The 18,447-nt window shown below is 72.7% G+C and carries 15 protein-coding genes; 9 read left to right on the top strand and 6 right to left on the bottom strand.

Annotated elements, in window-relative coordinates:
- Window positions 1-62: 62 nt before the first annotated feature.
- Genes ACFY2B_RS08465 through ACFY2B_RS08455 form a run of 3 tightly spaced genes read right to left on the bottom strand, consistent with a single transcriptional unit; the run spans window position 63 to window position 4,417 of the window.
- Window positions 63-1,748 (bottom strand): thiamine pyrophosphate-binding protein, encoded by a 1,686-nt coding sequence (locus tag ACFY2B_RS08465; protein ID WP_390762380.1) that lies wholly within the window; start codon window positions 1,746-1,748, stop codon window positions 63-65.
- Window positions 1,749-1,797: 49 nt separating this feature from the next.
- On the bottom strand, window positions 1,798-2,766 hold the full coding sequence (speB, locus tag ACFY2B_RS08460) for an agmatinase (protein ID WP_390762379.1): 969 nt from the start codon (window positions 2,764-2,766) through the stop codon (window positions 1,798-1,800).
- A gap of 55 nt (window positions 2,767-2,821) precedes the next feature.
- On the bottom strand, window positions 2,822-4,417 hold the full coding sequence (locus ACFY2B_RS08455; protein ID WP_390762378.1) for a sodium:solute symporter: 1,596 nt from the start codon (window positions 4,415-4,417) through the stop codon (window positions 2,822-2,824).
- Between the two features lie 238 nt (window positions 4,418-4,655).
- Here ACFY2B_RS08455 and ACFY2B_RS08450 point away from each other — a divergent pair, with 238 nt between their 5' ends.
- Entirely contained in the window at window positions 4,656-6,641 is a 1,986-nt protein-coding gene (locus ACFY2B_RS08450; protein ID WP_390762377.1) for a helix-turn-helix domain-containing protein, read from the top strand.
- 67 nt (window positions 6,642-6,708) lie between these two features.
- Window positions 6,709-7,506 (top strand): phosphatase, encoded by a 798-nt coding sequence (locus ACFY2B_RS08445; RefSeq protein ID WP_390762376.1) that lies wholly within the window; start codon window positions 6,709-6,711, stop codon window positions 7,504-7,506.
- 209 nt (window positions 7,507-7,715) lie between these two features.
- On the opposite strand, the gene ACFY2B_RS08440 is transcribed toward ACFY2B_RS08445, so the two are convergent.
- A complete protein-coding gene (locus ACFY2B_RS08440; RefSeq protein ID WP_390762375.1) occupies window positions 7,716-8,873 on the bottom strand; it encodes an acyl-CoA dehydrogenase family protein in 1,158 nt (385 codons plus the stop codon).
- 259 nt (window positions 8,874-9,132) lie between these two features.
- The gene (locus tag ACFY2B_RS08435; RefSeq protein WP_390762374.1) at window positions 9,133-9,729 is read right to left on the bottom strand and encodes a TetR/AcrR family transcriptional regulator; all 597 of its coding nucleotides are present in this window, start codon (window positions 9,727-9,729) and stop codon (window positions 9,133-9,135) included.
- A gap of 86 nt (window positions 9,730-9,815) precedes the next feature.
- On the opposite strand from ACFY2B_RS08435, the gene ACFY2B_RS08430 reads away from it, so the two are divergent.
- The 4 genes from ACFY2B_RS08430 to ACFY2B_RS08415 are packed head-to-tail and all read left to right on the top strand — an operon-like array spanning window position 9,816 to window position 15,674.
- Window positions 9,816-11,432, top strand: coding sequence for a carboxyl transferase domain-containing protein (locus ACFY2B_RS08430; RefSeq protein ID WP_390762373.1), 1,617 nt, complete (start codon window positions 9,816-9,818; stop codon window positions 11,430-11,432).
- 26 nt (window positions 11,433-11,458) lie between these two features.
- Entirely contained in the window at window positions 11,459-13,540 is a 2,082-nt protein-coding gene (locus ACFY2B_RS08425) for a biotin carboxylase N-terminal domain-containing protein (protein ID WP_390762647.1), read from the top strand.
- Window positions 13,537-14,481, top strand: coding sequence for a hydroxymethylglutaryl-CoA lyase (locus ACFY2B_RS08420; protein ID WP_390762372.1), 945 nt, complete (start codon window positions 13,537-13,539; stop codon window positions 14,479-14,481). The genes ACFY2B_RS08425 and ACFY2B_RS08420 overlap by 4 nt, the downstream gene beginning before the upstream one ends.
- A gap of 32 nt (window positions 14,482-14,513) precedes the next feature.
- Window positions 14,514-15,674, top strand: coding sequence for an acyl-CoA dehydrogenase family protein (locus ACFY2B_RS08415; protein ID WP_390762371.1), 1,161 nt, complete (start codon window positions 14,514-14,516; stop codon window positions 15,672-15,674).
- Between the two features lie 94 nt (window positions 15,675-15,768).
- Here the strand turns inward: ACFY2B_RS08415 and ACFY2B_RS08410 are convergent, their stop codons facing one another.
- Window positions 15,769-16,314, bottom strand: coding sequence for a flavoprotein (locus ACFY2B_RS08410; RefSeq protein ID WP_390762370.1), 546 nt, complete (start codon window positions 16,312-16,314; stop codon window positions 15,769-15,771).
- Window positions 16,315-16,458: 144 nt separating this feature from the next.
- Between ACFY2B_RS08410 and ACFY2B_RS08405 the strand changes: the two genes are divergently transcribed.
- The 3 genes from ACFY2B_RS08405 (at window position 16,459) to ACFY2B_RS08395 (ending at window position 18,352) form a co-directional block, all read left to right on the top strand.
- Window positions 16,459-17,709, top strand: coding sequence for a helix-turn-helix domain-containing protein (locus ACFY2B_RS08405; protein ID WP_390762369.1), 1,251 nt, complete (start codon window positions 16,459-16,461; stop codon window positions 17,707-17,709).
- Window positions 17,710-17,897: 188 nt separating this feature from the next.
- Entirely contained in the window at window positions 17,898-18,092 is a 195-nt protein-coding gene (locus ACFY2B_RS08400; RefSeq protein ID WP_390762368.1) for a hypothetical protein, read from the top strand.
- Entirely contained in the window at window positions 18,089-18,352 is a 264-nt protein-coding gene (locus tag ACFY2B_RS08395; protein WP_390762367.1) for a hypothetical protein, read from the top strand. Before ACFY2B_RS08400 ends, ACFY2B_RS08395 begins: the two co-directional genes overlap by 4 nt.
- Window positions 18,353-18,447: the final 95 nt, after the last annotated feature.

The raw sequence follows: 18,447 nt of genomic DNA, 5'->3' as shown, positions 1-18,447 counted from the left end.
ACCGGCCCACCGGCGTCGTCGGCCACCGGCCCGTCGGCGTCAGCCGAGGCGCGTCGACGTCGTCAGCCGAGGTGCGTCGGCGCGAACATCCGCAGTACCGCGGGCAGCACGACCACCGACGGGCCCGGTGACGCCAGCGCGTCCGCCAGCGCGTCCGCCAGGTCCCCGGGAGTGGTCCGCACCCCCGGGACCCCGAAGGACGCGGCCAGCGCCACGTAGTCGGGGCGGGTCAGCTCCGTCGCCGTGGCCCGGCCGAACGCGTCCGTCATGTACTCGCGCAGAATCCCGTAACCACCGTCGTCGACGATCAGCCAGGTGACGTTCAGGTCGTACTGGCGGGCCGTCGCCAGCTCGGCGATCGAGTACAGCGCGCCGCCGTCGCCCGACACCGCCAGCACCGGGCGGGTCGGGTCGGCGACGGCCGCGCCGAGCGCCGCCGGGAAGCCGTAGCCGAGCCCGCCGGAGCCCTGCGCCGAGTGCATGGCGTTCGGGGCCTGGGCGTCGAAGGCCGACCAGGCCCAGTAGGCCAGGATCGTCATGTCCCAGAAGGACGGCGCACCGGGCGGCAGGGCCCGCCGGACCGACGCCAGCACCTCCTGTTCCAGGGTGAGTTCCTGGGCGGCGATGCGGTCGGCGACCTTGGCGAGCAGGGTGCGTGCCCGTTCCGGTGCCGTCTCGTCCGTGCGCTCGTCCACCGTCTCCAGCAGTGCCTGGAGGGCGAGCCGGGCGTCCGCGTGGATGCCCAGGGCGGGGTGGTTGGACTCCAGCTTGCCGAGGTCGGCCTCGATCTGGATCACCCGGCCGCGCGGCGCGAACGTGTGGTAGTTGGACGACAGTTCGCCGAGCCCCGAGCCGACCACCAGCAGGACGTCCGCGTCCGCCAGGAACTCCGTGGTGTGCCGGTCCTCCAGCCAGGACCGGAGGGACAGCGGATGCTCCCACGGGAACGCGCCCTTGCCGCCGTAGGTCGTCACGACCGGTGCGGCCAGCCGTTCGGCCAGCCGCAGCAGTTTGCCGGACGCGTCCGCCCGGACCACTCCCCCGCCCGCGATGATCGCCGGCCGGGCGGCGCGTGAGAGCAGGTCGGCGGCCAGGGCGGTCAGTTCGGGGCGCGGCGGCAGTTCGTCCGGGGTCGCGTCCATCGCCGTCACGACCGGCAGGGCCGTCTCCGCCAGGAGCACGTCCTCGGGGATCTCCACCCACACCGGACCGTGCGGGACGGTCAGCGCCGACTTCCAGGCGGCGGCGAGGGCGGACGGGATCTGGGACTGGGCGCGGACGGTGTGGACCGACTTCACCACACCGCGGAACGAGGCCGCCTGGTCCGGCAGTTCGTGCAGATAGCCGTGGCGCCCGCCGCCCAGCCCGGTCGTCGGGATCTGGCTGCTGACGGCGAGGACGGGGGCCGAGGCCGCCGCCGCCTCCTGGAGCGCGGCCAGCGAGGTCAGCGCGCCCGGCCCCGTCGACAGCAGCAGCGGCGCGGCCTCGCCGGTGATCCGGCCGTACGCGTCCGCCGCGAAGCCGGCGTTGTTCTCCACCCGCAGGCCGATGTAGCGCAGGCCGGAGCGGCGCAGCGCGTCGAAGACACCGAGGGCGTGCTGGCCGGGCAGGCCGAACACGGTGGTCGCGCCGAGCCCGGCCAGGGTCTCCACGACCAGGTCTCCGCCGTTGCGGCCGGGAGGAGGGGCGAGGGCCGCCGCCGTCTGCGCGGGGGTCGGGCGGAGTACCAGGTCGTCGTCGTGCGTCACTGGGGCTCGGTCTCCTCGGAGGGGTGCGGGGGGTACGGGAGGGCCGGGGTCACGCGGTGCGGTCCGCCGCGATCCTGCGGGTCATCAGGGTGGTCAGCTCGTACGCCGTGTGGGCGGCGGCGACGGCGGTGATCTCGGCGTGGTCGTAGGCGGGCGCCACCTCGACGACGTCCGCCGACACCAGGTTGCAGGACGCCAGGCCGCGCAGGATCTCCAGCAGTTCGCGGGAGGTCAGGCCGCCCGCCTCGGGGGTGCCGGTGCCGGGCGCGTGGGCCGGGTCGAGGCAGTCGATGTCGATGGAGACGTACAGCGGCCGGTCGCCGATGCGCTGCCGCAGCTGGTCGGCGACCTCGTCGGCGCCGCGCCGGTAGACGTCCGCGGAGGTGACGATGCCGAAGCCCATCTTCTGGTCGTCGCTGAGGTCCTGCTTGCCGTAGAGCGGGCCGCGGATGCCGACGTGGGAGAGGGCCGACGTGTCGAGGATGCCCTCCTCGACGGCCCGCCGGAACGGGGTGCCGTGGGTGTACTCGGCGCCGAAGTAGGTGTCCCAGGTGTCCAGGTGGGCGTCGAAGTGGAGCAGCGCGACCGGGCCGTGCCGCCTGGCGACCGAGCGCAGCAGCGGCAGCGCGATGGTGTGGTCGCCGCCGAGGGTGACGAGCCGGGCGCCGGTGCCGAGCAGTTCGTCGGCCGCCGCCTCGACGGTCGCCACCGCCTCGCCGATGTGGAACGGGTTCACGGCGATGTCGCCGGCGTCCGCGACCTGGGCGAGCGCGAAGGGCGAGGCGTCCTGGGCCGGGTTGTAGGGGCGCAGCAGCCGGGACGCCTCACGGATGGCGTTGCCGCCGAACCGGGCGCCCGGCCGGTACGAGACACCGGAGTCGAACGGCACGCCCACGACGGCGACGTCGGCGGCGGGGACCTCGTCCAGGCGGGGCAGCCGGGCGAAGGTCGCGGGGCCGGCGTAGCGCGGGATGCGGGAGGAGTCGACGGGGCCGCGGGGCGTCTCGGTGCCGCTCATGGTGAAATGCCTTCTTTCTTGCGCTTGTTCGCGCATGTACTGCTTCCGGACGACTCTAGTGGTGGGCGGGTGCGGGTTCGGAGGGGAGTTCGGGGGTCCGTCCGGCGAGGCGTTCGCGCCAGGCGGCCAGGACGGCGGCGTCGGTCGGCTTCGTCAGCAGCGAGACGACGACGTAGACGGCGAGGGAGGACAGCAGGCCGTAGGAGACGGGTTCGTTGGCGAGGATGCCGAAGGAGGCCATCAGGCCGATGACCGCGAGGCCGCCGACCAGCACCGAGGCGAGGGCGCCCTGTACGGTGCCGCGCTTCCACAGCAGTCCGCCGAGGACGGGGACGAGCAGCCCGCCGACGAGCAGGTTGTAGGCGACGGTCAGGGCCTCGACGACGTCGTTGAGCGCGATGGCCGTGGCGATCACGCCGACGCCCATGATCAGGATGAACGCGCGGTTGCCGGTGACCTCGTCGCGCGCGTCCCCGCCCGACGCCTCCCCGCCCGGCGCGTCCCCGAGCGGTGTCTCCCCGCCCGGTACGTCCGTATCCCGGGCGTCCCGCGCGTCCCGCGGGTCCCGCGGGTCCCGCGGGTCCCGCGGGTCCGTGTGGCGGCGTACCTCCTGGGGGCGCAGCACGCCCCGCAGCCGGGACCAGATGTCGTTGTTGGCGACGGTGGCGCAGGCGATCAGCGCGCCGGAGGAGGTGGACATCACGGCGGCCAGCGCGGCGGCCAGCACCAGCCCGCGCACGCCGATCGGGAGTTCGTCCTTGACGATGGTGGCGAAGGCGTCGTCCGGGCTGCCCAGCCTGGGGTAGAGCACCTTGGCCGCGGTGCCGATGACGGCTCCCGCGAGGGCGTAGACGAGGCAGTAGGTGCCCGCCACCGTGCCGCCCCACCTGGCGGTCCGGTCGCTGCGGGCGGTGAAGACGCGCTGCCAGATGTCCTGCCCGATGAGCATGCCGAAGGTGTAGATCAGGACGTAGGTGAAGATCGTCTCGCCGCCGATGCCCAGCGGGTCGAAGTAGGCGGTGGGCAACTGGGCCTTCATCTCGGCGAAGCCGCCCGCCTTCACGACCGCGACGGGCAGCAGGAGCAGCAGCACACCGACCGTCTTCACCACGAACTGCACCATGTCGGTGAGCGTGATGGACCACATGCCGCCGAGGGTGGAGTAGGCGACCACGATCGTGCCGCCGATGACGATCGCGACGGTGCGGTTCAGGTCGAAGAGGACGTCGAAGATGGTGGCGTACGCGATGGTCGACGTCACCGCGAGCATCAGCGTGTACGCCCACATGACCACGCCCGTGACGACGCCGGCCCGGCCGCCGTAGCGCAGGTCGAGCATCTCGGAGACGGTGTAGACCTTCAGGCGGGCGATGCGGGCGGAGAAGAACACGCTCAGCGCGAGCAGGCCGAGCCCGATGGTGAAGACCATCCAGGCGCCGGACAGGCCGTACTTGTAGCCGAGGCCCACGCCGCCGATGGTGGAGGCGCCGCCGAGGACGATGGCCGCCATGGTGCCGGAGTACATCGCGGGCCCGAGGCGGCGGCCGGCCACCAGGAACTCGCTCTTCGACCTGGCGCGGCGCATGCCCCACCAGCCCATGGCCAGCATGCCGACGAGATAGACGACGATCACGGTGTAGTCGACGGCCATGTGGGGGCTCTCCTTCGCGCACGGTCGGGGGCGTGTCGTGCAGGGACGCGTCGGGCAGAGACGGTCCGGTCCTCCCGGACGTGGGGCTGCCGGGGAACGGGGACGCCGGCAGCGGATCGCGGGGACATCCGCCCGTACCCGCGGCTGCCGGTCCGGACCGACATTAGGTGGCCGGAAAGCAACTGCGAAGTGTACGTTTCATCCATTCGCGCGAGGCCGGATGGAAGGAACGCACACCATGCCGGACACGCCGGCACCAGCCGCACCACCCGTCCCGCCCACCCCACCGGTACCGCTGACGGCGCTGCTGGCCCGGGAGGACCTGGCCCTGCGGCAGATCGCCGGCCCGTCGGGTCCCGGGGTCGTCGTCCACTGGGCGCACACCTCGGAGATGTCCGACCCGTACCCGTACCTGCTCGGCGGCGAGCTGCTGCTGACCGCGGGCGTGCACGTCCCCGCGGCGGCGGACCCGGACCGCGGTGCCGCCGGCCGGGGGCAGTCGGCTGCGGCGGACCGCCTCGCCGGCTACTTCGCCGACTACGTCGCCCGGATCGTGGCGGCGGGCGGCGCGGCCCTGGGCTTCGGTGTCGCCCCGGTCCACGACACGGTCCCGCGGGCCCTGGTCGCGGCCTGCGAGACCGCCGGCCTGCCGCTCGTCGAGGTCCCGCCGCGGACGACCTTCTCGGCCGTGGCGCGGGCGGTCTGGCAACTGATGGCCCAGGCCAGGCTGGCCGAACTCCGCCGGGTCACGGAGGCCCAGCGGAGCCTCGCGTCCGCCGCCGCCCGCCCCGACCCCGTCCCCGCGGTGCTGCGCAGGCTGGCCCGGCACCTGGGCGGCCGTGCGGTCCTGTACGGCCCCGACGGCACGGAGGTGGCCGCCGCGGGCCGGGCCGCCGAGGACGGCGTGCGCCCGGCCCTGGACCGGCTGACCCAGGTCGTACGGCCGCTCGCCACCGCCGCCCGCCCGGCCTCGGACCCCGCACGGCCCGGTCCGGGGCCGAGCGCCCGGGTCCCCGGGCCGGGCCACTCGCCCGCGCCCGCCGCCCCGGCCGCCGCGGACCCTGAGCCCGCCGACCGGACCCGCGACACCGCCGCCGGACGCGACGACGCCACCGAACCCGCGGACACCGGAGCACCCACGGAGACCGAAGCGCCCACGGGCACCGGAACGCACGTGGCCGCCGAAGCACCCGCGCACACCGGAACACACGCGGAGACCGAAGCACCCACGGGCACCGGAACGCACGTGGCCGCCGAAGCACCCGCGCACACCGGAACACACGCGGGCACCGAAGCACCCACGGGCACCGAAACCCACGCGGAAGCCGGAGCGCACACGAACACCGGAGCACACCCGGTCCGCCCAGGGCCCGCCCGTCCCGGTCCCGCCACCGCCGCCGACACCCTGGGCGGCACCCATCTCGCCGCCTACGCCCTCGGGAACGGGCAGGGCTTCGTGCTCGCGGTCGCCGCCCCGCGGCGGGAGGCCGGGGACCACACCATCGCCTCCGTGGCCGCCGTCCTGCTGTCCCTGCTCACCGCGGAGCACCGCGGCGGCGCCGGGGCGGCGCGTTCCTCGGCGCTCGTCCGGCTGCTGCTCGGCGCCGCACCGGACGACGTGGCACCGCTGCTGGGTGCGGGACGGTGGACGGTCGTGCACGCCGCCCGGGCACACGCCCGTCCGCAGGCCCGGGTCCCGGACGCGGCCGCCGCGGCCGCGCTGGGCGCGGCGCTGGGCTCGACGCTGGTCGACCTCGCCGGTGACGTCGTACGGGTGCTCGTGCCGGTCGGCCGCGAACCCGCCCCGCAACCCGGCTGGACCCTCGGGGTCAGCGCCCCCGCCACCCCGTCGGAGTGGCCGTCCGCCGACGCCCAGGCGGCCCGCGCCCTGGCCCGGGCCCGCGCCACCCGCGGCGCGCTGGTCCGCCACGCCGACCACGCCGGCCGCCCCGGACTGGACGGGCTGGTCGCGCCGGACGCGGCGGAGGGGTTCGCCCGCGCGCTGCTGGCGCCGCTCACCGGCCGGCCCGCGCTCGCCGAGACCCTGCGCACCTGGCTGTCCCTGCACGGCAGTTGGGACCGCACCGCGGTCGCGCTGGCCGTGCACCGCAACACGGTGCGGCAGCGGATCGGCCGGTGCGCCTCCCTTCTCGGCACCGACCTCGACGACCCCGACGTCCGCATGGAACTCTGGTTCGCGCTGAAGCACCCGGAGCACCTGTGAGTGACCCGCGTCCCAGCGTGCGGTACGCAGGGGGAACCGCACCGCCCGCTGCCCCACAATGGGGGGCATGCCGATACCCGGGACACCCAGCCGTGCCGAGCTAGTCGACCACCTCGTGCGCACCCGTATCGCGGGTGACGTCGCCACTCCCCGCGAGAACAACCTCTCCCACTACCGCAAGCTGTCGAACGGCGACCGCAACTTCTGGCTCGGACTGGAGCTGGGCGACCGCTGGCAGGACGAGCAGGACGTGCTCGCGGTGATGGCGGAGCGGGTCGGCGTCAACGACGACGCCGAGTACCGGTACGGACAGGACACCATCGACCCCGAGCTGACGGTCGACGCCCTGGACCGGCTGGCCCTGCGGCTGCGCAAGGCGGCGGACGGCGGGCAGCGGGTGCTGTTCGCGACGGGCCACCCGGGCGGCCTGCTCGACGTGCACCGGGCCACGGCCGCCGCGCTGCGCGCCGCCGGCTGCGAGATCGTGGTGATTCCGGACGGGCTGCGGACGGACGAGGGGTACGTCATGCAGTTCGCGGACGTGGCCGTCCTGGAGCACGGGGCCACGCTCTGGCACACCCACTCCGGTGAGCCGATGCGGGCGATCCTGACGGGACTTGAGCACGCGGAGCGCCCGCTGCCCGACCTGGTCGTCGCCGACCACGGCTGGGCCGGGTACGCGGCACAGCACGGCATCGACTCCGTCGGGTACGCCGACTGCAACGATCCGGCCCTGTTCCTCGCCGAGTCGGAGGGCACGCTCCAGGTGGCGGTGCCGCTCGACGACCACGTCGTCAGCCCGCGCCATTACGACCCGATGACGGCCTATCTGCTGGCCGCGGCGGGCCTGGGCGAGGGTGACTGACGGACCGGCGTCCGGTCACACCGCGGTGTGCGGCCCCGCCGGGGAGCCGCACATCGCGCCGTTGTCCGTATCGGGTCGGCGTCCGCCACCGTCGCACCTCGGGCGGCGGCCGTCGGCGGGCGCCGGTACCGGGGTCACGGCCGGGGGTCGGCCCTGCCGGCCTGCGCACCGCACCCGCCGCACCCGCCGTACGGCGCTGGCTCCGGCCCTCAGAGACCCATGTCCTTAGCGATGATCGACTTCATGATCTCGCTGGTGCCACCGTAGATGCGGTTGACCCTGTTGTCCGCGTACAGGCGGGCGATCGGGTACTCGTTCATGTAGCCGTAGCCGCCGTGCAGCTGGAGGCAGCGGTCGATGACGCGGTGCGCGACCTCGGTGCAGAACAGCTTGGCGCTCGCGGCCTCGGCCGGGGTCAGCTCGCCCGCGTCCAGCGCCTCCAGGGCGCGGTCGGCGACCGCCTCGGCGGCGTCCACCTCGGCCTGGCAGGCGGCCAGCTCGAACTTGGTGTTCTGGAAGTGGGCGACCGGCTTGCCGAAGACGGTCCGCTCCTGGACGTACTGCTTGGCGAACCGGACGGCGGCCTTGGCCTGCGCGTACGCACCGAAGGCGATGCCCCAGCGCTCGGAGGGCAGGTTGGCGCCCAGGTAGGAGAAGCCCTTGTTCTCCTCGCCGAGCAGGTCCTCGGCGGGGACCTGGACGTCGACGAAGGCCAGCTCGGCGGTGTCGGAGGTGCGCAGGCCGAGCTTGTCCAGCTTGCGCCCGACGGAGTAGCCCTTGGCCTTGGTGTCCACGGCGAACAGGGAGATGCCGAAGCGGCGGTCGTCGGCGGTGGGCGCGGCGGTGCGGGCGCAGACGATGACGCGGTCGGCGTGGACGCCGCCGGTGATGAAGGTCTTGGCGCCGTTGAGGACGTAGTGCGTGCCGTCCGCGGAGAGCTTGGCGGTGGTCTTCATGCCCGCGAGATCGGAGCCGGTGCCCGGCTCGGTCATCGCGATGGCCCACATCTCCTCGCCGGTGACGAACTTCGGCAGGTAGCGCTTCTTCTGCTCGTCGCCCGCGAGCATCTTGATGTACGGCAGGCCGAGCAGCGTGTGCACGCCGGAGCCGCCGAAGGCCACGCCGGCGCGGGCGGTCTCCTCGTACTGGATCGCCTCGAACTTGTGGGTCTCGAAGCCCGCGCCGCCGAACTCCTCCGGGACGTTGATGCCGAACAGGCCCAGTTCGGCGAGCTTGAGGTAGAACTCGCGCGGGGCCTGGCCGGCGGCGAACCACTCGTCGTACACCGGCACGACCTCGGCCTCGATGAAGGCGCGAAGGGTCTCCCGGAACGCCTCGTGATCCTCGTTGAACACCGTACGGCGCACCGTCGGCCCCTCTCCGCGCCAAAACCGGCGCCGCACTCGCGGATGTGACTGCTCGCCGCCGGGGTTCTCCGACCGACGGGTACGGCCCGCGCGCACCCCACACGGCTAAGCGCTTGCTCACCACCGTACCGGCCGGTAGGGAGGCCGTCCAGAGGCGAACACCCGTAACCCTCGTCACGCGCGACAGCGGGGACCGCCGGGCGTCGCGCGCCGCATGCCGGCCCCGCATAGCGAGCCCTTCCCCCGCCCGCCCAGTCCGTCAGTCCGCCGTCCCCGCCGCGGCGAACGCCCCCCGGGCCATCCGGTGCAGCAGCTGCGCCGTGGCGCCGCGGCCTGGGAGGGTGCCCGCGCGGCCGAGATGCGGTGTGGAGTTCAGGAGGCCGAAGACCGAGTGGACGGCCGAGCGGGCCGACGGCTCGGACAGCCCCGGGTAGACCTCGCGCACGACCTCCACCCACAGCTCGACGTACTGCCGCTGGAACTGGCGGACGAGCTTGCGGTCGGACTCGCGCAGACGGTCGAGTTCGCGGTCGTGGAGGGTGATCAGGGGGCGGTCGTCCAGGGCGAAGTCGATGTGGCCCTCGATCAGGGAGTCCAGCAGCGCGTCCGCGTTCCCGGACGCCTCGGACACCCGCCGCCGCCCGCCGGTCAGCAGCTGCCCGCTGATCCCGACCAGCAGCTCCGCGAGCATCGCGTCCTTGCCGCTGAAGTGCCGGTACAGCCCCGGTCCGCTGATGCCGACCGCGGCACCTATCTCGTCCACCCCGACGCCGTGGAAGCCGCGCTCGGCGAACAGCCGGGCGGCCTCCTTGAGGATCTGCTCGCGGCGGGTGGCGGCGCCGGTTCTGGTGACCATGCCGGCAATTGTAGACAGGGCGGTTAGCGGTCGTTAACCTGAAGGGAGTGCGTTAACGCTCATTAACAGGATGAGGGGATCGCAGGATGGATCAGGCACCGGAGCTGACGAGCGCGGAGGACCCCGCGTCGGCGGCCTGGCAGGCCAACGAGGAGGCGCACCGCGCGCTCGTCGAGGAGTTGCGCGGCAAGCTGGCCGCGGCCCGGCTCGGCGGCGGCGAGCGGGCCCGCGCCCGGCACACCGCGCGCGGCAAGCTGCTGCCGCGGGACCGGGTCGACACGCTTCTCGACCCCGGCTCGCCCTTCCTGGAACTGGCCCCCCTCGCCGCCGACGGGATGTACGACGGGCAGGCACCGGCCGCCGGTGTCATCGCCGGGATCGGCCGGGTCAGCGGGCGGGAGTGCGTGATCGTCGCGAACGACGCCACCGTCAAGGGCGGCACGTACTACCCGATGACGGTGAAGAAGCACCTGCGGGCGCAGGAGGTCGCGCTGGAGAACCGGCTGCCCTGCGTCTACCTCGTCGACTCCGGCGGCGCCTTCCTGCCGATGCAGGACGAGGTGTTCCCCGACCGCGAGCACTTCGGCCGGATCTTCTACAACCAGGCGCGGATGTCGGCGGCGGGAATCCCGCAGATCGCCGCCGTCCTCGGGTCGTGCACCGCGGGCGGCGCCTACGTCCCGGCGATGAGCGACGAGGCCGTGATCGTCCGGGGCCAGGGGACGATCTTCCTCGGCGGTCCCCCGCTGGTGAAGGCCGCCACCGGGGAGGTGGTCACGGCGGAGGAGCTGGGCGGCGGAGAGGTGCACTCCAGGATCTCCGGCGTCACCGACCACCTCGCCGAGGACGACGCGCACGCCCTGCGGATCGTCCGCACCATCGCCGCCACGCTCCCCGCGCGCGGTCCGCTGCCCTGGGACGTGCGGCCGGCCGTGGAGCCGAAGGTGGACCCGTACGGGCTGTACGGCGCGGTGCCGGTCGACCCCCGCACCCCCTACGACGTCCGCGAGATCATCGCGCGCGTGGTCGACGGTTCGCGGTTCGCCGAGTTCAAGGCGGAGTTCGGGCAGACCCTGGTCACCGGCTTCGCCCGGATCCACGGCCACCCGGTGGGGATCGTCGCCAACAACGGCATCCTGTTCTCCGAGTCGGCCCAGAAGGGCGCCCACTTCATCGAGCTGTGCGACCAGCGCGGGATCCCGCTGGTGTTCCTCCAGAACATCTCCGGCTTCATGGTCGGCAGGGACTACGAGGCGGGTGGCATCGCCAAGCACGGCGCCAAGATGGTCACCGCCGTCGCCTGCACGCGCGTGCCCAAGCTGACCGTGGTGGTGGGCGGTTCGTACGGCGCCGGGAACTACTCCATGTGCGGCCGGGCCTACTCCCCCCGCTTCCTGTGGATGTGGCCGGGCGCCAAGATCTCCGTCATGGGCGGGGAGCAGGCCGCCTCCGTCCTCGCCACCGTCAAGCGGGACCAGCTGGAGGCCCGGGGCGAGTCCTGGCCCGCCGAGGAGGAGGAAGCCTTCAAGGCCCCGATCCGGCAGCAGTACGAGCGGCAGGGCAACGCCTACTACGCCACCGCCCGGCTCTGGGACGACGGTGTGATCGACCCGCTGGAGACCCGGCAGGTGCTGGGTCTGGCCCTGACCGCCTGCGCGAACGCCCCGCTGGGCGAACCGCGGTTCGGCGTCTTCCGGATGTGAGGGGGAACAAGAAGATGCCTCAGACGATGTTCGACACGGTCCTGGTGGCCAACCGCGGCGAGATCGCCGTACGGGTCATCCGCACGCTGCGCGCGCTGGGCGTGCGCTCGGTGGCGGTGTTCTCCGACGCGGACGCCGACGCGCGGCACGTGCGGGAGGCCGACACGGCGGTGCGGCTCGGTCCGGCGCCCGCGGCGGACAGCTACCTGTCGGTTCAGCGGCTCCTCGACGCCGCCGCCCGCACCGGCGCGCAGGCCGTCCACCCCGGGTACGGCTTCCTCGCGGAGAACGCGGGCTTCGCGCGCGCCTGCGCGGAGGCGGGACTGGTGTTCATCGGGCCGCCCGCGGACGCCATCGCCCTCATGGGGGACAAGATCCGCGCCAAGGAGACGGTGCGGGCGGCCGGGGTGCCGGTCGTCCCCGGCTCCACCGGAAGCGGGCTCGGCGACGCCGAACTGGCCGAGGCCGCCCGCCGGATCGGGCTGCCGGTGCTGCTGAAGCCCTCGGCGGGCGGCGGCGGCAAGGGCATGCGCCTGGTGCGCGAGGCGGACGCGCTCGCGGAGGAGATCGCCGCCGCCCGGCGTGCGGCCCGCGCCTCCTTCGGCGACGACACGCTGCTGGTGGAACGCTGGATCGAGCGGCCCCGGCACATCGAGATCCAGGTCCTGGCCGACGAGCACGGCAACGTGATCCATCTCGGCGAGCGCGAGTGCTCGCTGCAACGCCGGCACCAGAAGGTCGTCGAGGAGGCGCCGAGCGTGCTCCTCGACGAGGGGACCCGGGCCGCGATGGGCGCGGCGGCCGTGCAGGCGGCCCGCTCCTGCGGCTACCGGGGCGCGGGCACGGTGGAGTTCATCGTGCCGGGCGGCGACCCCGCGTCGTACTACTTCATGGAGATGAACACCCGGCTCCAGGTGGAGCACCCGGTCACCGAGCTGGTCACCGGGCTCGACCTGGTGGAGTGGCAGCTGCGGGTCGCGGCGGGCGAGCGGCTGCCGCTCGCGCAGGAGGAGGTCCGGCTGACCGGGCACGCGATCGAGGCCCGGATCTGCGCGGAGGACCCGGCACGCGGGTTCCTGCCGTCGGGCGGCACCGTGCTGCGGCTGCGGGAACCGGGGGGCGCGTGGGAGTCCCCGCTGGCGCCGCGGGCCGGCGGACTGTCCGGTGTGCGCACCGACTCGGGGCTCAGCGAGGGCACCGAGGTCGGCAGCCGCTACGACCCGATGCTGTCCAAGGTGATCGCGTACGGCCCGGACCGGGCCACCGCGCTGCGCAGGCTGCGGGCGGCCCTGGCGGAGACGGTCGTGCTGGGCGTGCCGGTCAACGCCGGGTTCCTGCGCCGGCTGCTGGCCCATCCGGCGGTCGTGGCGGGCGAGCTGGACACGGGGCTGGTCGAGCGGGTGGTGGGCGACCTGGCGCCGGACGAGGTGCCGGCGGAGGTCTACGCGGCGGCGGCGCTGCTGCGCCAGGCCGCGCCGGCCCCGGGTGGTTCCGGCGCCCCCGGGACCGGGCCGGGCGGCTGGGCGGACCCGTTCGCCGCCGCGGACGGCTGGCGGCTGGGCGGCGAACGGGCCTGGGCGGTGCACCATCTGCGGGTGCCGGGGCACGAACCGGTCGCCGTGCGCGTGCGCCGCACCCCGGACGGCGGGACGGAGGTGCTGCCGGAGGGGGCCGCGACGCCGCTGCGGGCGGAGGCGGGCCCGCCGCCGCGGGCGGAGCGGGGCGAGGACCGGTTCACCGTGCGGCTCGACGGTGTGGTGCACACCTTCGCCGCGCTGCCGGACGGCAGCCGGCTGGGCCGGGACGGCGACGCCTGGGAGGTGCGCGACCACGATCCGGTGGCCGCGTCGCTGACCCGGGGCGCGCACACCGGCGCCGACTCGCTCACCGCGCCCATGCCGGGCACGGTCACCGTGGTGAAGGTCGCCGTCGGCGACGAGGTGACCGCGGGCCAGAGCCTGCTGGTGGTGGAGGCGATGAAGATGGAGCACGTCATCTCCGCCCCGCACCCGGGCACCGTCACCGAACTGGACGTACGGCCCGGCAGCACGGTCGCCATGGACCAGGTGCTGGCCGTCGTCGCACCGCACGAGGAGGCGGAGCAATGACCGCACCGGGACTCCCGATGGTGGTACCCGCGCAGGATCTGCCCCAGCGGGTGCGGATCCACGAGGTCGGCCCGCGCGACGGGCTGCAGAACGAGAAGTCGGCCGTGCCGACCGCGGTCAAGGCCGAGTTCGTCCACCGGCTCGCCGACGCCGGCCTGACCACTGTCGAGGCGACGAGCTTCGTGCGCCCCGAGTGGGTGCCCCAACTGGCCGACGCGGAGCAGCTGTTCCCGCTGCTCCGCGACCTGACCGAGGTCGCGCTCCCGGTGCTGGTGCCCAACCGGCGCGGCCTGGACCGCGCGCTGGCGCTCGGCGCCCGCCGGATCGCGGTGTTCGCCAGCGCCACCGAGTCCTTCGCGAAGGCCAACCTCAACCGCACGCTGGACGACTCCCTCGCGGTGTTCGACCCGGTGGTGCGGCACGCGAAGGACGAGGGCGTGCACGTGCGCGGCTACGTCTCGATGTGCTTCGGCGACCCGTGGGAGGGCGCGGTCCCCCTCCACCAGGTCGTCCGGGTGTGCCGGGCGCTGCGGGACATGGGCTGCGACGAGCTGAGCCTGGGCGACACGATCGGCGTCGCGACCCCGGGCCACGTCCTGGAACTCCTCGCCGCGCTCAACGAGGAGGGCGTGCCGACGAACGCCATCGGCGTGCACTTCCACGACACCTACGGCCAGGCGCTCGCCAACACCTATGCGGCGCTGGAACACGGCGTGACGACCGTCGACGCCTCCGCCGGCGGCCTCGGCGGCTGCCCGTACGCCAGGTCCGCCACCGGCAACCTCGCCACCGAGGACCTGGTGTGGATGCTCCAGGGCCTCGGCATCGAGACCGGGGTCGACCTCGGCCGGCTCACCGCCACCAGCGTGTGGATGGCCGAACACCTGGGGCGGCCGAGCCCGTCCCGCACCGTCCGCGCCCTCTCCCACAAGGAGCAGTGAGCAGCCCTCTCCCACAAGGAGCAGTGATCAGCATGGACCACCGTCTCACCCCCGAGCTGGAGGAACTCCGCCGCACGGTGGAGGAGTTCGCGCACGACGTCGTGGCACCGAAGATCGGCGACTACTACGAGCGGCACGAGTTCCCGTACGAGATCGTCCGCGAGATGGGCCGCATGGGCCTGTTCGGGCTGCCGTTCCCCGAGGAGTACGGCGGCATGGGCGGCGACTACCTGGCGCTCGGCCTGGCCCTGGAGGAACTGGCCCGGGTGGACTCGTCCGTGGCCATCACGCTGGAGGCCGGGGTCTCGCTGGGCGCGATGCCGGTCCACCTGTTCGGGACCGAGGAGCAGAAGCGCGCGTGGCTGCCGCGGCTGTGTTCGGGCGAGATCCTGGGCGCGTTCGGGCTCACCGAGCCGGACGGCGGCTCGGACGCGGGCGCGACCCGGACGACGGCCCGGCTGGACGCGGACACCGGGGAATGGGTGATCAACGGCACGAAGTGCTTCATCACCAACTCCGGTACGGACATCACGGGTCTGGTGACGGTGACCGCGGTGACCGGCCGCAAGCCGGACGGCAAGCCGCTGATCTCCGCGATCGTCGTGCCGTCCGGCACCCCGGGCTTCACGGTCGCGCCGCCGTACTCGAAGGTCGGCTGGAACGCCTCGGACACCCGTGAGCTGTCCTTCGCGGACGTCCGGGTCCCGGCGGCCAACCTGCTCGGCGAGCAGGGCCGCGGCTACGCGCAGTTCCTGCGGATCCTCGACGAGGGCCGGATCGCCATCGCGGCGCTGGCCACCGGCCTCGCCCAGGGCTGTGTGGACGAGTCGGTGAAGTACGCCAAGGAGCGGCACGCGTTCGGGCGGCCGATCGGCGCCAACCAGGCCGTCCAGTTCAAGATCGCCGACATGGAGATGAAGGCCCACACCGCCCGGCTCGCCTGGCGGGACGCGGCTTCCCGGCTGGTGGCGGGCGAGCCGTTCAAGAAGGAGGCGGCGCTGGCCAAGCTGTACTCGTCGACGATCGCCGTGGACAACGCCCGGGACGCCACCCAGATCCACGGCGGCTACGGCTTCATGAACGAGTACCCGGTGGCCCGGATGTGGCGCGACTCCAAGATCCTGGAGATCGGCGAGGGCACCAGCGAGGTGCAGCGGATGCTGATCGCGCGGGAGCTGGGGCTGGCGGGCTGACTCCACCGCCAGGGATCGGGCGACGGAAGACGCCGTTCCGGTACCCCGGACCGCGCGACCACGGCGGCCGACCCGACGACCAGGGCGGCGCTGATCACGACCGCGCGGACAGCTTGGGGGCCAGCAACTCCAGCACTTCCTCCCAGCGGTAGCGGTCGGCCCTGCCGCCGGCCTTCGGCCGGTGCGGCTCGTACGAGCCGATCAGGACGCCCATCTCGCGCAGCCGCTCCAGACTCTGGCGGTAGGCGGGATGGGCGGCCTGGGCGGAGTTCAGATACGGCAGCACAGCAACCGGAATCCCCATGGCGGGCGCTTCGCACAGGACACCCAGCGCGAGATTGTCGGAGATCCCGGCGGCCCATTTGTTGACCGTGTTGAAGCTCGCAGGGGCGACCGCGATCGCATCCGCAGGCCGAGTCGGGCGCGGTTCACCCGGCGACCGCCAGGCCGAACGGATGGGACGGCCGATCTGGGCCTCGACCACCTCCGTGTCAAGGAAACCGAGCCCTTGCGGAGTGGCGACGACGCCGACGTCCCAGTGCCGCTCCTGTGCCGCGGTGATCAGCCGACCGACGTCGGCTGCGACCCCGGCCGCGCAGACCACGATCTGGAGGAACGGCTTGTCCTGCTGATCACTCACGAGAGCATCCCCCCGTCCAGGAACTTGGGACTGATCGTGACTCCCCGACAACGAGGCCGCATGCCGTTCGATGCCGAGCACGACAGAATCCAGTAGTGCCCGCGTACCCTGACAGTGACGAGCTGTACAGAGAGGGGCAACGCCGTGTCGCCAGATGCTACCTCGGACCCGTTCACTGAGCCGGTTGCCTTTGGCCAGCGCATGCAGATCCTGCGAACTCGTCGCGGCATGAGCCGTGGTGTCCTTGCCGGCCTGCTCGGGAAGTCGCCGAGTTGGGTCAAGCAGGTCGAGGGCGGGCGCCTCCACATGCCAAAGCTTCCGGTGGTTTTGCGCATCGCAGAAGCTTTGAGGGTCCGAGACCTTTCCGACCTCACCGGTGATCAGTCAATGGCCGTCCAGTTGTTCACCGGTCCCGGTCATGCCCGTCTTCCCCAGGTGCGCGCAGCAATCAACAGCTTTCCTCTGACAACGCAGCGAGAGGTGCCACCTCAGACACATCTGCGGCAACGTCTTGCCCGCGCTTGGAGCGCCCGCCATTCCGCACCGAATCACCGGGATGTCATCGGGGCTCTCTTGCCTGACCTTATTCGCGATGCACAACTCGCAGTACTGCAATCCGATTCAGCCGCCGAGAGGCGAACGGCGCAGACGATCCTGTCCCAGGTCTACAGCCTGAGCCAGTTCTTTATCGCCTACCAGCCGGACGCATCGCTGTTGTGGCGTGTCGTAGAGCGGGGGATGATCTCCGCGCAGGAATCTGAAGACCCGCATGCTCTCGGTGTTGCGGCATGGCTGGCTGCACAAGCTCACCGAGACAGCGGGCCAGGTCATTTCGAAGCGGCTGACGCGGTAAATCTCGAAACGCTCCGGTACCTGGAACCCCTCTTGGCCGACGCGGATGATGACGTACTCGCTATTGCCGGAGCTCTCCAGTTCGAAGCTGGTTACACGGCCGCTCGTCGGGGCGACGCGGGGACTGCCTGGCGATACTGGGACACCGCACGGGCCATGGCCGATCGCTTGCCTGCCGATTATTACCACCCCATGACCTCGTTCTCGAAAGCTGTCATAGGCGCGCACGCAGTCACGATCGCAGTCGAACTACATGCGGGGGCCGAAAGCGTTCGGCAGGCCGCTGCTGCGGACACCACCGCAATCCCCTCCCGTCCCCGGCGTGCCCGGCATCGCATCGAAGAGGCACGCGGATATCAGCTCGACGGACAAACCGAAGCTGCCCTTGCCACCCTCGATAAGGCGTATGAAGCCGCGCCGGAAACCATCCGTTACAACGGCTATGCCCGGCGCATCGTTTTGGAGGAGACCGGTTCGAAGAATCCAGCTCAGCGTCGGCGGGCGAGTGAACTGGCGGTGAAGATCGGCGTGTTGGCGTCCTGATGCAGGGGGCACAAAGTGTGCCCCTACCCCCTTCCCAGGGGCCATACGGTCACTCATCGACTGACCGTCAGCAGTCCCCCGCGACCGTGCGACCGGCCCGGGGGCATGGCCACCAACCAGTAAGGGGTTGATGACGTGACCCATACAACCAGAATCCTCCGTCGCCGCAGGCGATCGGGGTTCAGCCGATGACCAGAGCGGACACCGACGCCGGGCAGTGGGAGTACATGACGTACGCACCCAAGGGCGAGACATGCCCCTCGTGCCTGAAGCCGATCAGGAGCCTTGAGGTCTGCCGCCGGGGAATGCTCGCCCGCCGGGACACCTCTCCCATCGCGGCTTACTGGCACTCGGGCTGTGTCCCGAAGGAGGCGGCGCGGTGACCCGGACGCGGCAGCTCAAGAACGGGCGCCCGCTCTTGCCGGAGGGATGGACTTCGTTCTCCTCACAGCCGGACGGCACCGACGCGGCGCATTGGTATGCGACTTCTCCGTATCCCGTGGATGCCCTCAAGGCGGAGTACGGCAGGACCGCTCTGCCGCTGTGCCGCACGGTCGCTGCGGCAACGTGGTCCGAGTTGCACGCGCAGGTGGCCGGTCAAGCCGAGCTGTACGAGCGGCTTACCGGCGGAACAGGCGAGTGAGGGACTGCCCCCGGTCGGCACCCCGACCAGCGCCCCGGCGAGGCGCCCGCACCGCCTGACGTGCGAACCCATGGCAGCCGAATCGGGTCAGGGCT

Source organism: Streptomyces sp. NPDC001270, assembly GCF_042896695.1.
GTDB lineage: Bacteria > Actinomycetota > Actinomycetes > Streptomycetales > Streptomycetaceae > Streptomyces.
The sequence above is the reverse complement of the archived record's forward strand: the minus strand, read 5'-3'. Positions and strand labels throughout refer to the sequence as shown.